The following is a 15,196-nucleotide window of genomic DNA, read 5'->3' on the forward strand; positions in this document are numbered from 1 at the left end:
CGATTTCCCTACCTCTTCAGCGACCTTATGCCTCAACGCAACAAGCACTCCTTCCAAACCGTTGTCAGCGAAGATTTTACCCTGGTTAACCAGTGCATCGCCGAGCAACTGCACTCGGATGTTGCCATGGTTAGCAAGATTGGCCAGTACATCATCCAGTCTGGCGGTAAACGGCTCCGGCCTCTTTTGGTTCTGTTGACAGCACGGGCCACAGGCTTTCGGGGAAACGATCATATCCCTCTGGCGGCTGTGATTGAGTTTCTCCATACCGCTACCCTGCTGCACGACGATGTCGTGGATCAGTCCGACCTCCGTCGGGGCCGTGACACAGCCAATGCCCTCTGGGGTAATGCTCCCAGCGTTCTGGTAGGTGACTTCCTGTATTCCCGAGCCTTTCAGATGATGGTCAGTCTGGACAACATGAAACTGCTCAAAATTCTTTCTGACGCCACTAACGTCATCGCTGAAGGTGAAGTCATGCAGCTGATGAACATCAACGATGCCAGCGTGACAGAAGAACAGTATATGGATGTTATCCGATGCAAGACTGCCATGCTGTTTGAAGCCTCCACTCATACGGCAGCCATTCTGTCCAATGTGGACAGCAGGGTTGAACAATCCCTGAGAGATTACGGCAATCACCTGGGCATGGCATTCCAGCTGGTGGATGACCTGCTGGACTATGAAGGCGACAGCGAAGACATGGGAAAAAACCTTGGTGATGATCTGGCCGAAGGTAAACCCACCCTGCCTCTGATATTCACCCTCTCCGAAGGTACTCCGGAACAAAAAGTACTGATCAGGGAAGCTATTGAACAGGGTGGTCTGGATAAAATTGATCAGATCATTGAGGCAGTTCGCGCCTGCGGAGCACTGAATTATACCTCCCAAAAAGCCAGGGAGCAGTCTGAAAAGGCTATTGCCTGTCTGCAAGCCCTGCCTGACAGCCAGTACCGAGACGCCATGGAAGACCTGGCACGTTTTGCTATAGCCAGAACGTTCTGACCAGTACAGCCGAAAGATATTGGACGGCTATTTCAGATTAAACCGGGCGTTATGGGCACGCTTATGAGCAAACTCACCCAAACGTTTTTTATTTAACTGGGTCTTGAAACCGGGCACGTTGATGTTCATTTGCTGCCACTCAAGATTACCTGTGCCAAACTGGAAAGCCTGACTGAGGTTGCGGTCTTCCCGGCTAACAGGCTTACGAGGGTCAGGCACATAGCCCCTGGCCTCCACTTCTGCCGCAAAGCGCTTGATCGAAGCGTCCGCCTCACCCGTTCGATCCTTACCACTTTTACAATTGATATGGCCCACCGCGCCAATCTTGAATGCCAGCAGCTGGATGCGCTCAACCATCTTGTAGGCATCTTCGCCTTCTGTTTTATAGTCGCCCGAAACGTGTAAATCCCTGATCTGCTCAACCAGCATACGGGCAATCTGCTTTGATGGCTCCGGGGCTGAGCCTGCCAGATATTCGCCCACCCAACCCCCGATGGGATCAAACTGATCCACAGAACCCATCAGTTCCATAAGCCCTTCATTATTGACCCGATTGGCCTCCCCCCAGGGACGGAGGACAGTTTTCAAACCAGTCAATGAAAGTGGATTAACACCATAGTTGGTATTGGCCAGTTTCATATCGACCTTGAGCAGATGCTTGTTTCCACGCCCATCAAAAAAAACCAACGGCTGGCCATGATTGAGCTCTTTCTGTATTTCTTTAAGTGCGGCCACCTGTTCTCTCTGCATGACCAATTCATCATCATGAATATGCAGATAGTGCCTCAGTTTGTCGGCACTGAGCATAGAAGTAGAAAGCATTTTCAGAGGAACAGGCCGCCCCGAGGTCAGATAGTCGGGATTATCATCCAGAAACTGTTTTACCCCCGCTGTCACCAACTCCCTGGCCCGGTTTTTAGCTGCGGCAAGCCGGGGTTCTTTTTCTTTTATCCCATAGGCAGACAGAGTTCCGGAACGCAATCCTTTAAACAAGACTTTCTTTTGTCCATTTTCTGTAGTCGACAGCTCAGACTGCCCCATATTGATGGCATGAATCGACTCTCTGGTTTCAGTCGACGGTCTGCCCATACCCTTATAAGAATGCTCAAAGACATCAGTTTCACCTTTTCCCAGTTTCATTTGGGAAGCAGGCGTCAACTGACTTTCATAATGCCGGGCCTGCCCTTCAATCCTCACATCCAGATGGGTAGTAATGGTTTCCCATTGAACGGTAGAAAGCACCTGACTGCGTGATTTTTTTAGTTTCTTCCCGGCGTTGTCCAGACCCACCTCAGCAAGCTGCTTCAGAATGCTGGCAGTATAAGTTTTTGCATCACTCAGGGGTGAAGCATTGGTGCGGGAAGCTCTTCCTGTCAGCTGGGCTCTGGGTGGTGGCAAGTTATTGTCTGTTCCCTGCTGAACACGACTAAAATGACCACTCCACACTTGGTGCAGGGCCTCCAGCTCTGCCAGTTTTCTGGTTTTCTTCCTGGTGAACAGCCCTTCCTTGCCTGAACCATTGATGATTGCGGCTTCATGGTCAATTTCATTCTTGAGAACATTGATCGCAGAGAGCACCTCCAGGCATTTAAACTTCTTCCACTGGCGCTCTCCCAGTGGGTTCTCCTGATCACTGACCTCCAAATGATCGATAAAGTCCAGCACACCATCCAGCTGCGCCACCATATCCCGGATAAGGGCCTGCTGTAAGCCAGCAGGGATATTTTGTGGATGACGCTCAAGTGCATCCAGCGTCTTGATAAGCTGTCTGGCAAGCCCTCTGGCTTCTTCAGCCTGCTGAGCATAACTGGTGTACTCCAGACGCTCCAATGAGGAACCTGAGAGAAGGTCAGAAACACAGTTGCTGTAATACTCGGCATTACCTATCAGCTTCATCTCGTATTCACTGATATAGAGGTCATCTCCATCATCCTCTATCGGCATTCCCGGAACTCTACCTCTGTCAAAATGCTCTTCAGCCCAGAGGCTGAGCTGACCGGGAAAAAGAGTATGTCCCTCTTCAGCGCCTCCGGTGAGAAAGCGAACTGTTTCGGGAATCTGAGCTGAGAATATGGACTCATGCTGACTGACTGCTTTTACCGTAAGCTCAAGCGCCTTTGATTCACTCAGGAAATCGGTTTGGACAGAGAGCTGAAACTGAACCACTTCCTTGAGGTGCTCCTGCTCATGAGGAGGAAGGGATCGCCACTTGAAAGATGTTGCACGCTCAAACGCTTTTTCCACCATGCCAGAATCCAGCCAGAGCTCTATGCTGGTGCAGTTCAGTTTTCTGACATCCCGTAACAGGTCCGTAGCCCGTGCTTCCAGCTTTTTAACAGTTCTTTGGTTCAGCGGCTTGCTTTTGAGATCGTGGTGAAGCTGATTTTCCACAAAACTGCCGTACTTGCTGGCAAATGCCGAAGTACCTTCCCTGACACTGAGCACTTCACTCTCTGCCAGCCTGACAGGAAGCGGCAGCAGTTCAGCCTCCCGGCCGCGCCACTTGCCTTTGACAGGGCTCTCCCGGGATTCATCCTGCTCCCCGCTCAGCAGAGGTTGCAGGCATTGCAAAGTCCGTTGCGTTGGATCCAAAGTGCCGCTTCCTTATCACCAATATCCTTGCAATGTTATCGGCCAGATTTGCTAAAAGCCCTGAAGCATCAGGCACACAAACTCATTTCATTGTTTGACCGCTGTCGCCCCTGGGTAAAGACAAGACTGAAAGCATGGTTAAACGGTTTATGAGCATGATTCCTTCCTTTTTCACGCTCTGCCCTCATGGCGTCTTTAGGCTGTGCTATCTTTAACTGGCAAACTTTAATTAATGTACATACAAAAACCCTATGAAGCATGAATATGGTGTACACAAAAAGCGGCAAGATACGTCGCATTATTTCCTTGCGAAAAACCAATAACCGGGAGAAAACTGTTTATGCGAATCAAGACTAAATCCGGTCGGTGGCTTAAGATGAACACCGACGAAGAAGAGGCTGCTATCAATGCGGGCATTGCAGCAGATCCTGACACCTATGAACTTACAGACGAGGAGATCAAACAACTCCGGCCAGTGGGGCGACCTAAGGCTGAAGAGACCAAGGAGCGCATTACTATCCGGCTTTCGCCCGAGGTAGTGGAATTTTTTCGCTCGACCGGCAAAGGTTGGCAGACCCGTATAAACGAGGCATTAAAGGAGTATGTGTCTTCTCAACACGCTTGATCTGTATACTGGCGCAAACCCGCTTCTTTAGGGGCGGGTTCCAGGTTATTCATAATCTCTCCATTGTTCTGCATGACTGTTGCTGTCTATAGGGTGGTTCATTAAGATAGTCCCCAATTCTCACCCTGCAGCTTTGCTACATAGTTTTTCGTGTACATAGCTGTGCACCCATTAAGATCAAAATATTATGCCGAACCCCCAAGTAGCCACAGAAGTAGGCAAAAGGCGCACTTTTGCGATCATCAGCCACCCGGACGCCGGTAAAACCACCATCACAGAAAAGCTCCTGCTGCTGGGTGGCGCCATCCAGATGGCTGGTACTGTCAAGGGTCGTAAAACCGGTCGCATGGCTACTTCAGACTGGATGAAAATGGAGCAGGAGCGGGGTATCTCGATCACCACCTCGGTCATGCAGTTCCCTTACCAAGGTTGCACCGTCAACCTGCTGGATACCCCCGGACACGAAGACTTCTCGGAAGACACCTACCGCACCCTGACGGCTGTGGATAGCTGCCTGATGGTGATTGACGGCGCCAAGGGTGTCGAGGATCGGACCATTAAACTGATGGAAGTCTGCCGCCTGAGAGACACCCCTATCTTTACTTTCGTCAACAAGATGGACCGTGAAGTCCGGGATCAGATTGAAGTGCTGGACGAAGTGGAAAGCATCCTGAAAATCCAGTGCGCTCCCATCACCTGGCCAATCAGCATGGGTAAAAACTTCAAGGGGGTTTATAACCTCTACACTGACACGATCCACGTCTTCACTCCCGGCCAGGGACACACGATACCCGACGATATTCGTATCAAAGGTATTGAATCCGATGAGGCCAAAGAACTGCTGGGTGATATCCATGAAGACTTTGTCGATGAGGTGGAACTGGTACGAGGCGGCAGCCACGAGTTTGATCTGGAAGCCTATCGTGCCGGTAAGATGACACCGGTTTTCTTCGGTACCGCCCTGGCTAACTTTGGTGTCCGGGAAATGCTGAACGACTTTGCCCAGTGGGCTCCGGCGCCTCTGGCACGCGAAACCGATCAGCGAGCTGTAGCACCGGACGAAGCCAAATTCTCCGGCTTTGTGTTCAAGATTCAAGCCAACATGGATCCTAAACACCGTGACCGTATTGCCTTCCTGCGTATCTGTTCAGGTAAATACACCCGCAACATGAAAATGAAGCATGTGCGGATCGGCAAAGATGTAAAAATTGCCGACGCCGTCACCTTCCTGGCGGGGGATCGCTCTCATGTGGAAGAGGCTATCTCTGGAGATATTATCGGTCTGCACAACCACGGAACCATCCAGATTGGTGACACCTTCAGCCAGGGTGAAGAGATTCGCTTTACCGGAATTCCACATTTTGCCCCTGAACTTTTCAAACGCGTGCGCTTGAGAGACCCCCTGAAACTCAAACAGCTCCAGAAAGGTCTGCAACAACTTTCAGAAGAGGGCGCAACCCAGTTGTTTATGCCCCTGAACAATAACGACCTGATCCTCGGGGCAGTGGGTGTACTTCAGTTTGATGTTGTTATGCGTCGCCTTAAGGACGAGTACAAGGTGGAAGCCATGTACGAACCGGTCAATGTTAATACCGCTCGCTGGGTGGATTGTAAAGACGAACGCAAACTGGAGGAGTTCAAGCGCAAATGCGCTGATAATCTGGCGATTGATGGCGGTGGCCACCTGACTTACCTGGCACCCACCCGTGTCAACCTATCACTGGCAGAAGAACGCTACCCGGATATTACCTTCCGAACCACTCGCGAGCACTGACCTTCCTGAACCCTGCCACTTCGCTTTAAAGTGGAGTGGCAGGGGATTGCCACGATGACATCGGACTCAATGATCCATTTTACTGTGATCCATTGAACCATGATCAATTGAACCATGATCCATTGAACCATGGTCCATCCCACCATGGTGGGTCGTATCCTCGGTCTGCTGCCGGAGATCCTTCACCGGCACTTTTACATCCACAGCATCTCCGTCAGAGAAATGCAGAGTGATATCCACCTCATCACCGGCCTTCATTGGCCTCTTCAACCCCATGAGCATGATATGATTGCCGCCGCTTCCCAGGGATTCTGTTTTGCCTGCCGGAATATCAATATCTTCCAGCTTGAACATTTTCATCATATTCCCTTCATGCTTGTGACCGTGCAACTCGACACGAGCCGCACAGGGACTGTCGGCAGAGATCAGTTTGATATCTTGCTTGCCCTTGTTGGTAATAGTCAGGAAGGCCGCAGAGTTTGTGGAAACAGCCGGTACCGCTCTTGCGTACTGACCCTTTATCTCAACATCTGCCGCCTGAAGGGCCGTGACTGCCATACCTGCGAAAATAGCCAGCGCTCTCATTGCCAAAGGCTTCATGCTTCAACTCTCCAGTTCAAAAATAACGGTTGTTACAGCGGAACCTGATTCAATCACCAGTCTGGCCAACCAGGTCATGTCCTTATCAACCGTACAAAAAGTCAGGTTGCCCACACCACGGTAAACCGAAGGGCCCAGAAAAGAGGACTGCCTGTAAAGCGGAAAAGGTGCCAGCCCCATTGGCATATCCCGACCGAGAAATTCCATGGTAACCCTGTCTGCTGACAGACCTTGCAAACGAACCTCTATATCCAACGGTTCCAGCTTTGGCAGACTGGATGGCTTGATACTCAGCTCAATCTGGCGGCCTTCTGTCGTCAGTCGACAACCGTCAGCCACCTGGCATTTTTTTTGATAGCTCTTTTGATAGCTCTTCTGATAGCTCTCTTGATAGCCCGACCGGGTCAGCCCTGTTTCAGGTTCCGAGTTAAAATAGCGGGGTAAAAAAACCAGTGCCGCCATCAGCACCAGCGAAACGCCCAGCCCTGTATACTGCTTTATTTTCATCGAGGTAACATAGCAGACTGATGCTCCATAACCAACTGCGTAAACATTATGACCCCCATGCCAGAATTGTTTGACAGCCACTGCCACCTGGATTTTCCTGAATTCGATCAAGACCGTGATAAAACCCTTGAACAGTGCTGGCTTGCGGGTGTGCACTCTATCTGCATCCCGGCAACGGAGGCTCGTCACTGGCCCAGAGTGCTGAAGCAAGCCTGTTCGATACCCGGTTCTGTGCAACGTTATGTTGCACTTGGACTGCACCCTTATTTTCTGAAAAACCACAAACCCCATCACCTCGACGAACTAAAGACACTTCTAGAACATCATTCCAAGACCATTTGTGCGGTGGGTGAGATAGGTCTGGACTACTCGTTGACTGACTCAAACCGTGAACAACAGCACTACTATTTTGCCCAACAGCTGGAACTCGCCAGTCAATTCAAGCTGCCTGTTATTCTGCACTGCCGAAAAGCCCACGATGAAATCCTCAAAAAAATCAGGCAGGTCAAACCGACCAGGGGCGGCATCGTACATGCTTTTTCTGGCAGCGAACAGCAGGCCCAACAGTATATTGAGCTGGGCTTCAAACTGGGCTTTGGTGGCACAATCACCTACGAAAGGGCCAGAAAAACACGACAGCTTGCCGCTTCCCTGCCCCTCAGTAGCATTGTTTTGGAAACGGATGCCCCGGATATGCCGATGTCAGGCTATCAGGGTCAGAGAAATACTCCCATCCGATTGCCTGTCATCCTTGAGCATCTCGCAGAATTACGTTCCAGCTCTGCTAAAGAGATCGCGCAGGCCACTACTGAGAATGCATTATCAATCCTGGCAAAATAAGGTGAGACTGCGACTCAGAATCAGGCTCAGTGACATTAGGCCCGAACACCAAATCATCAACCTCACGGATAGTGTTAGCAGGTAAGCTCAAAGGCGATGACAACGGAGAAGATGAACTGGAACTGGAATATAAGCTTGAATCATCGTCACCATCATCACTGCCTCCACCAGCGTTGGAGAGCACCATTGGCGGCACCCTGACCCTGGCCATATTATTCATTCCATCCTGCTCGGGCGTTGCAAACATCCAACGATTGACACCATCGTAGATCAGTACTGGCTCACCGGCAGGAAGACTGTCTAATTCGCTGATGGAACCATCGAGGTTAAGGCACCAGATCTGCACAGCTTCACCCAACCGAATCATAAGGTACAGAGGCTTGTCAGGTGGATGACTGGATCCCAGCAGGGCTGCCCATGTCATCAATATGGTGGGCAGCCCTCCCAGGTTCCCTTGTGACAGAAAGTCGGCTTCCGCTTCAATATCTCCGGCAATCCAGCTTAACAGCTTTCTCTGGGCATCCGTCAGTCTATTCTGCTTCCAGGCTTCCTCTAATTGTCTCAACAGGACAATGACTCTTCCCCGATTCAGATGATAGGGTCGCAGGATAGAATTCAGTGAAACAAATAAACACTCATTACCGTGATGGACTTCATGAAGACCGAGCCCCAATGGTTCTAACAACATCTTAACCACTGAAAGAAACCTTTGATGCGCCATCGCCACCGGGTTTCGATCAGGCATCACAGGTTGAAAACGATCACGCATACGACTGCTTAATACTTGCGAACCCAACGAGTTTTGCTGAAAAAGACGAGTCAGGGCAAACCCCGAATTAAAATGATGAAGTTGCAACTGCCGAATCAGTTCTGGCGGCCCTGAATCAATGGTTTCTTCTGTCAGATCCGGAACGTCGTTAATTGCACTCCAATAAAAATGAACGTCCGAAAGATCAGCGTTTCTTGCCCTCCAGGTTTTAAACTGTTCAAACAAGACCTTTAATATTGCAAACAATTCATCCTGGGTTCGATTGCCGAGAAAACAATTTCGTTTCCACATATTCCAGGCAATTAAAAGATCGTCGCCGTTAAGAAACAGAGCATGATCGATAGAAGCCCGAGCTCCCGGATCATTCACATGGGTGCCTTCGATAATAAGGATATCGCTGTTGATCTGCCGGGTTTCTTCCGGCCCCAGCCGGCCTTCCAGATGGCGACAATAAGGGGTATAGCGAAAAGCATCACCCCTTGCTATGGCTGCCAGACAGCTGTCTCTAAGGTCTGCCCGATACTCTTCACCATTGTTGTTTCCAGATGCGCCATCACCCAGATGCCTGAACATCTTATGCCTGTCTGCCCGGGAATGTAGAAAGGTATCAATCCCCAGCGTTTCCAAACTGCAAACCCTGCCTGCCTGCCCTGACTGTGATTGACAATAACTCGCCGCAGAAGTTCGAAGCTGTTCAGTAAATTCTTCAAGAAAGGTTGACTTACCGGCTCCGGAAGGTCCATCCAGGCCAATTATAAAAGGTCTGGCAGAGGCACTTTCTCCTTCCAGATTACCCTGCTCCAGATTATAGAGATAATCAAGAAAAGCATTAATGGCAAGAGCCTGAATAATCAGGCTGTTTGATTCTTCAGCAGCAGCCCAGGGAATTGAAACAATAAACGCTATAAATAATGAACGACGTCCCGATCGAAGAAATCCCTCTATTTTTTTAATAAGCAAAACAGCAACCTCAATCCAACAAATACATCCTCATCTAAAGTAGACCATATCGGTTGATATTGCTGTCAGAAGAATTATTGACCACCTCTTTCATGGCGCTTTAGCGTCTTGCGTGCTCTTTGACGCACCATTTTTTGTTTCAAAGCCGAGAGTTTATCAATGAACAAGACACCATCCAGATGGTCAATCTCATGCTGAAACGCTTCTGCCAGGATACCCTCACCTGCCATCTCGAAAGTGTCTCCATGACGATCCTGAGCCCTGACTTTAACCCAGCCAGCCCGCTTAACCGCCGCCCAGCAGCCCGGCAGTGACAGACACCCCATCTCCATTTTCTGTTCACCCGACTTTTCAATAATCTCCGGGTTGACAATGACCAGTGGCTGACTTTTATCAGAGGTGACGTCAATCACTGCTACTCTCATTCCCAGACCCACCTGGGTAGCAGCCAGTCCGGCACCTTTGACGGCGTACATAGTTTCGTACAGGTCATCCACGATTTTCTGAAAATCCGGACCAAAGTCAGTAACAGGAGTGGTAGGAGTTCTTAATGCAGGATCGGATTCCGGAACCAGTTCTAAAATCGCCATAGAGTTTCTTCTGTATGTGTTTTGTCGGTTATTACACCATCACTATAGACAGAAAAAAAAGGAGGAAAAAGTGGTCGGGGTAGAGAGATTCGAACTCCCGACATCCTGCTCCCAAAGCAGGCGCGCTACCAGACTGCGCTATACCCCGATTATTCACCCGGAAGCCGCAATGCTTCTGCAGGATGCGTCTCAACAAGAAAGTGGTCGGGGTAGAGAGATTCGAACTCCCGACATCCTGCTCCCAAAGCAGGCGCGCTACCAGACTGCGCTATACCCCGATTATTCACTCAGAAGCCGCGATGCTTCTGTAAGATGCGTCTCAACAAGAAAGTGGTCGGGGTAGAGAGATTCGAACTCCCGACATCCTGCTCCCAAAGCAGGCGCGCTACCAGACTGCGCTATACCCCGTCTTTCTTTCACGACGAGCTTCGTATGCCTCGTCACTGAACGGCGGCTAATCTACCAAAATGATTCGTCTTTGACAAAAGTATTTGTCACAAAACTTTAAGCGGTTAAAAAACGAACACTTCATACCGCTAAGCGCGATAAGATACCTCTCTTTATTCCGGTTCTGGTCTAACCTTTTAGAGTTTCGGCTTTAACGCCCTCACGCCCTCACGCCCTGCCCAGGATCCTGACCATGACTACGAAGCACCTTCAGACTCTAACCCTGACTTCTTTCCTTACCGTTACTGCCATACCTGTGTTGGCTACAGAGTACGCGGACAACATCCACAAAAATGATTACAAATGGCTGCAATTCAACCTGATGTACGCTTATGAGGAACTGCCAAGACCCGAGAATGCCAAGACCGGTCATGACTATCTTGAAATAGAATTCGGAGGTCGATCCGGATTTCTCGATCTCTACGGCTATGTGGATATTTTTAACCTGACCAACAGTGACGACAGCGACAAAAAAGGCTCTTCAAAAACCTTCGTTAAACTTCAGCCTCGTTTCTCGCTGGACGCCATCACTGGCAGGGATCTCTCTTTCGGCCCGGTTCAGGAACTGTACTTTTCAACCCTTTTTAACTGGGGGGGAGGAACTACGGATGTGAATAATTCCTTCTGGGGTCTGGGTGCTGATGTCATGGTGCCCTGGTTTGGCAAAGTTGGCGTCAACCTGTATGGCCTTTATGAACTGAACAAGAAAGCCTGGAATGGCTATCAGGTTTCCACAAACTGGTTCAAACCCTTTATCCATTTTGAAAATGAGAGCTTTATTGCTTACCAGGGGTATATTGACTATCAGTTTGGTGCCGAGGACGAGTTTAAGGGAAACAAACAAACCAGTAGCGGTGGTGCCATGTTCAACGGCTTCTACTGGCATTCAGAGCACTGGGCGGCAGGGTACGGCCTCAAGCTGTATAAAGATATTTACCTGATCGAGGATTCTAAACAGCTCAAGTCTACCGGTATCAGTCATTACTTTGCAGTGACTTACAAGCTCTGACCTGCCTCGCCCGCCGCCTGGTTTTGGCCGAAGGTTCTTGAATCTCTTCAGGAACCTTCCTGCTTCATCACCCAGATCCTTATCCGGGCAAACTTTTTCAGGCAATCAGCTTTCACGCAGTTTGCGACAATCTTTCAACGTCTCAGCAATCATAAAAGCCAACTCCAATGCCTGATCGGCATTCAGTCTTGGATCACAGTGAGTATGGTAACGATTACCCAGGGCGTCTTCGGTCACCGCACGAGAACCACCAATGCACTCCGTAACGTTCTGCCCGGTCATTTCAAAATGAACTCCGCCGGCATAGGTTCCCTCTGCCTGGTGAACTGCAAAGAACTGCTTCACTTCACACAGAATCCGGCTTACCTCACGTGTCTTGTAACCACTGGAAGCCTTAAATGTATTACCGTGCATAGGATCGCAACTCCACAACACCTGACGCCCTTCCCGCTGGACAGCACGAATCAGTTCTGGCAGATGTTTTTCAACATTATCAGCGCCCATACGCACAATCACATTCAGGCGTCCGGCTTCGTTCTGTGGGTTAATCAGGTCAATCAGGCGAATCAGGTCTTCCGGAGGCATGGTTGGACCGGCTTTTAAGCCAATCGGGTTGCTGATACCCCGAACAAATTCAACATGACCGCCTTCAACCTGACGAGTTCTGTCGCCTACCCAGAGCATATGTGCTGAACAGTCATACCAGTTACCGGAAAGGCTGTCCTGGCGGGTCATAGCCTGTTCATAAGGCAGCAGCAGAGCTTCATGGGAGGTATAGAAGTCAGTCTCGTTAATCACTCTGGAATGCTCGGAGGAGATACCACAAGCCTTCATGAAATCCAGCGCTTCATCAATGCGATCGGCCAGATGACAGTACTGCTCTGAATGTGGGCTGCTGGCGACAAAGTCCAGATTCCAGGCATGAACCTGTTCCAGAGACGCGAGCCCCCCCTGGGCAAAAGCCCTGAGCAGGTTCAGGGTCGATGACGCCTGATGATAAGCCTTAAGCATTCTCTCTGGGTCAGGCCTCCTCGATTCAACAGTAGCTTCCATAGCATTGATGATGTCGCCGCGATAAATCGGCAGCTCAATACCATCAATAATTTCGGTACCCGACGAACGAGGCTTGGCAAACTGACCCGCCATTCGGCCCACCTTGATGACTGGACAACTGCCTCCAAACGTCAGCACAACGGCCATCTGCATCAAGACCTTGAAGGTATCCCGAATATTATCTGCCGAGAACTCCAGAAAGCTCTCGGCACAGTCACCACCCTGCAGTAGAAACGCCTCACCCCGAGTGGCAGCTGCCAGCTTCTGGCGCAAAGCCCTTACCTCACCGGCAAAAACCAGTGGTGGCATGACGTTTAACCGCTGTTCTACCTGTTGGAGGTGATCTTGGTCGGGGTATTCTGGCAGCTGGATGACGGGCATTTTTCTCCAGCTATCAACTTGCCATTGTTTCATCGTTTTACCTCAACTGGATACCCCGTACTTCTAGTACGGGGAGGAATGTTGACTTGCTCGTTAGAGCAAGCTGTAACCATAACCATCCACAGACTGAATTTTCTGACAGTTTCTCCATGAAATTCCTTGGATGGTGTCACTTTCAGTCTTGATGTTGAATGAGCCTGTCGTTCTCACTGCAACCCGTCCTGTATACGTTCCTTGCCGTTTACCAGCTGGAACGATAGCCTTGACGATATCTCCAGTCTGGAAACCTTTTACTTGTTTGGAGCCTTTAGCCTTTGTACGGGGAAATCCGTATTTGTCCACTCTACACATTTGTCGTGAGCCTCTACCCATAGCCTTAATGATTAAGGGTTTTGTGCTTTCTGGTATGTATACACTGGCTCCAGACTCTCCTACACAGGCGGCATCTATCCAGTGCTCTTTCTTGTATCCTTGCTGAGTGCGGTTGAACTTCGTTCTACCGCCAGTAGCAAAGGTGGTAGGAAGACCTATGGCCTGAACACGTCTAGCGGTTTCGTTTCTTGTGGCATTGACGGCAGCAGCATCTTTCAGACAATTGACCTTCTTTCCTTTCAAGATGTTGGTTACATTTCTGACTCTTGCTGTATCCAGCTTGTTCTTGTTCTTTTTCTTTGAAATAGATTCAAGCCACTGCTTAGGGTGGATAGCTCCTTTCTCTTCATTGCATGTACGACATGCAATGTACAAATTCCCGATCCGGTTTGAGCCTCCCAGGGCTCTGGATATGAAATGTTCGATGTTGAGGATTGGGTCATTACTCACTCCCTTACAGTAAGAACATTTGTGTCCATCTCGATACAAAAGATACTGTCTCAACTCAGTACCAAACAACGTACCTCGTTGGTATTCAACCCCCGAGATATCGGGGTTCTCCATCAACTGCATATCGAACTTAACACGCTCAACAGCCACATCACTGATGGGTGCTTTCAGGCAGAGCCTTTTAGTCCAAGTCTCAGTATTGAAGACTCGACTCATAAGGCTGGGCGGTAGCCAGCCTTCAGGTCTTGTTCGATTCATGAAACGGGCTTTTCTATAGCGGGTTTTCCGGTTTCTTCTGGCTCGACGGTTTGCACGTCGAGACTCAAGAGAATCCTTAACCCTCTGTCCTCTATGCTGGAGTTCAGCAGCAAAGACGACTTTCTTTCCACGATCACAGTCAGCAACAACGGCTATGCCTGTTGTTTTGCTTCCAACGTCGAATTTGAGTTCCAGCGGTTGTACAACACCACCTTCTCTCTCTTTCAGGATGATCGTGAAAGGATGGCGTCTGAAGACAGCCGCTTTACCCTTGTCTAACAGCTTTCTTGCCCTTGCCGGATGGCAAGGCATAAGAGGCTTTTTGTTTTTGTCAAATACGAACACTCGGTTCATACATCGTTGTCCTTAGATTTGGTGCTTACGCACCGTTCTAGCCTTGCGGCAGTAAAGTTCACCTCGACAATGTTAATGGACGGTTTCTTGATAGCAGCACTGTGATTAACCCTCAATACACTGTTTAACCACTATCCTTAGAGCGTGGGACTGGTGAAGCATCCCACGGTAACTATACATTCGTCCTTAACGTAGCAACCTTGCGGTTGCTGAGTCTGGTCACTTCTAACCCCAAATTGGGAGCTTTCTCAAGCCCCGTCCTTCAGGGCGGGGTTCAGTGACTCAATACTCTCGGCGCGTCGTATGACTTCATGAACATGATAGGTCATTTTACATGAAACCGATGAACAACGCCCAACCCGAGCCAAGTGCACAGCGTGCTTTTAAACTACTGATAAAAGACCTTTACAGGCAATTAAACAATTTGATATACAGTGCACTGGTAATTTAACCAAGTGCATTAACCGAATGAATCCTATGCTATCCACTACCAAAACCATGATGAAGCGCGACATGATTATGTGTTGCGGGGTCTGTCGTGGATAGCTGAAAAGCAGAAAACGCAGCCCCCGCACCAAAAGAGGTCCGGGGGCTTTTTTTTGCCTCTGCG

The 15,196-nt window shown here is 49.6% G+C and carries 12 protein-coding genes and 3 tRNA genes; 5 read left to right on the forward strand and 10 right to left on the reverse strand.

Translation table 11 applies throughout. The features are described from left to right. Positions 1-27: 27 nt before the first annotated feature. The gene (gene ispB, locus K7B67_RS13855; RefSeq protein ID WP_252176473.1) at positions 28-1,005 is read left to right on the forward strand and encodes an octaprenyl diphosphate synthase; all 978 of its coding nucleotides are present in this window, start codon (positions 28-30) and stop codon (positions 1,003-1,005) included. 27 nt (positions 1,006-1,032) lie between these two features. Here the strand turns inward: ispB and K7B67_RS13860 are convergent, their stop codons facing one another. Beyond that, positions 1,033-3,597 (reverse strand): inositol phosphate phosphatase SopB, encoded by a 2,565-nt coding sequence (locus tag K7B67_RS13860; protein ID WP_252176474.1) that lies wholly within the window; start codon positions 3,595-3,597, stop codon positions 1,033-1,035. A 340-nt stretch (positions 3,598-3,937) separates the two neighbouring features. On the opposite strand from K7B67_RS13860, the gene K7B67_RS13865 reads away from it, so the two are divergent. Next, on the forward strand, positions 3,938-4,222 hold the full coding sequence (locus K7B67_RS13865; protein ID WP_252176475.1) for a BrnA antitoxin family protein: 285 nt from the start codon (positions 3,938-3,940) through the stop codon (positions 4,220-4,222). Between the two features lie 187 nt (positions 4,223-4,409). Then, positions 4,410-5,996 (forward strand): peptide chain release factor 3, encoded by a 1,587-nt coding sequence (locus tag K7B67_RS13870; protein ID WP_252176476.1) that lies wholly within the window; start codon positions 4,410-4,412, stop codon positions 5,994-5,996. A gap of 66 nt (positions 5,997-6,062) precedes the next feature. Here K7B67_RS13870 and K7B67_RS13875 read toward each other — a convergent pair whose 3' ends face one another. Beyond that, entirely contained in the window at positions 6,063-6,596 is a 534-nt protein-coding gene (locus K7B67_RS13875) for a copper chaperone PCu(A)C (RefSeq protein WP_252176478.1), read from the reverse strand. A gap of 3 nt (positions 6,597-6,599) precedes the next feature. Continuing rightward, positions 6,600-7,103, reverse strand: coding sequence for a hypothetical protein (locus K7B67_RS13880; RefSeq protein WP_252176479.1), 504 nt, complete (start codon positions 7,101-7,103; stop codon positions 6,600-6,602). Positions 7,104-7,160: 57 nt separating this feature from the next. Here K7B67_RS13880 and K7B67_RS13885 point away from each other — a divergent pair, with 57 nt between their 5' ends. Further along, positions 7,161-7,943 (forward strand): TatD family hydrolase, encoded by a 783-nt coding sequence (locus tag K7B67_RS13885; protein ID WP_252176481.1) that lies wholly within the window; start codon positions 7,161-7,163, stop codon positions 7,941-7,943. Here the strand turns inward: K7B67_RS13885 and K7B67_RS13890 are convergent. From K7B67_RS13890 to K7B67_RS13910, 5 genes are all read right to left on the reverse strand, one after another. Continuing rightward, on the reverse strand, positions 7,909-9,672 hold the full coding sequence (locus K7B67_RS13890) for a P-loop NTPase fold protein (protein ID WP_252176483.1): 1,764 nt from the start codon (positions 9,670-9,672) through the stop codon (positions 7,909-7,911). The genes K7B67_RS13885 and K7B67_RS13890 overlap by 35 nt on opposite strands. A 74-nt stretch (positions 9,673-9,746) precedes the next feature. Further along, entirely contained in the window at positions 9,747-10,262 is a 516-nt protein-coding gene (gene def / locus K7B67_RS13895) for a peptide deformylase (RefSeq protein ID WP_252176485.1), read from the reverse strand. Positions 10,263-10,333: 71 nt separating this feature from the next. Next, positions 10,334-10,410 (reverse strand) — tRNA-Pro (locus K7B67_RS13900). 53 nt (positions 10,411-10,463) lie between these two features. Next, positions 10,464-10,540 (reverse strand) — tRNA-Pro (locus K7B67_RS13905). 53 nt (positions 10,541-10,593) lie between these two features. Next, positions 10,594-10,670, reverse strand: a tRNA-Pro gene (locus tag K7B67_RS13910). A 232-nt stretch (positions 10,671-10,902) separates the two neighbouring features. Here K7B67_RS13910 and K7B67_RS13915 point away from each other — a divergent pair. Then, positions 10,903-11,718, forward strand: a complete 816-nt coding sequence (locus tag K7B67_RS13915) for an outer membrane protein OmpK (RefSeq protein WP_252176486.1) — start codon at positions 10,903-10,905, stop codon at positions 11,716-11,718. Positions 11,719-11,823: 105 nt separating this feature from the next. On the opposite strand, the gene K7B67_RS13920 is transcribed toward K7B67_RS13915, so the two are convergent. Continuing rightward, on the reverse strand, positions 11,824-13,185 hold the full coding sequence (locus K7B67_RS13920) for a 3-deoxy-7-phosphoheptulonate synthase class II (protein WP_252176488.1): 1,362 nt from the start codon (positions 13,183-13,185) through the stop codon (positions 11,824-11,826). Between the two features lie 60 nt (positions 13,186-13,245). Next, on the reverse strand, positions 13,246-14,586 hold the full coding sequence (iscB, locus tag K7B67_RS13925; protein WP_252176490.1) for an RNA-guided endonuclease IscB: 1,341 nt from the start codon (positions 14,584-14,586) through the stop codon (positions 13,246-13,248). Between the last annotated feature and the right edge of the window lie 610 nt (positions 14,587-15,196).

Source organism: Endozoicomonas sp. 4G (assembly GCF_023822025.1).
In the GTDB taxonomy this organism is placed as follows: Bacteria; Pseudomonadota; Gammaproteobacteria; order Pseudomonadales; family Endozoicomonadaceae; genus Endozoicomonas_A.

Excerpts from the sequence above, each read along its gene's own strand:
- ispB (WP_252176473.1), top strand. The coding sequence starts at position 28 with ATGCCTCAACGCAACAAGCACTCCTTCCAAACCGTTGTCAGCGAAGAT.
- K7B67_RS13865 (WP_252176475.1), top strand. The coding sequence starts at position 3,938 with ATGCGAATCAAGACTAAATCCGGTCGGTGGCTTAAGATGAACACCGAC.
- K7B67_RS13870 (WP_252176476.1), top strand. The coding sequence starts at position 4,410 with ATGCCGAACCCCCAAGTAGCCACAGAAGTAGGCAAAAGGCGCACTTTT.
- K7B67_RS13875 (WP_252176478.1), bottom strand. The coding sequence starts at position 6,596 with ATGAAGCCTTTGGCAATGAGAGCGCTGGCTATTTTCGCAGGTATGGCA.
- K7B67_RS13880 (WP_252176479.1), bottom strand. The coding sequence starts at position 7,103 with ATGAAAATAAAGCAGTATACAGGGCTGGGCGTTTCGCTGGTGCTGATG.
- K7B67_RS13885 (WP_252176481.1), top strand. The coding sequence starts at position 7,161 with ATGCCAGAATTGTTTGACAGCCACTGCCACCTGGATTTTCCTGAATTC.
- def (WP_252176485.1), bottom strand. The coding sequence starts at position 10,262 with ATGGCGATTTTAGAACTGGTTCCGGAATCCGATCCTGCATTAAGAACT.
- K7B67_RS13915 (WP_252176486.1), top strand. The coding sequence starts at position 10,903 with ATGACTACGAAGCACCTTCAGACTCTAACCCTGACTTCTTTCCTTACC.
- K7B67_RS13920 (WP_252176488.1), bottom strand. The coding sequence starts at position 13,185 with ATGAAACAATGGCAAGTTGATAGCTGGAGAAAAATGCCCGTCATCCAG.
- iscB (WP_252176490.1), bottom strand. The coding sequence starts at position 14,586 with ATGAACCGAGTGTTCGTATTTGACAAAAACAAAAAGCCTCTTATGCCT.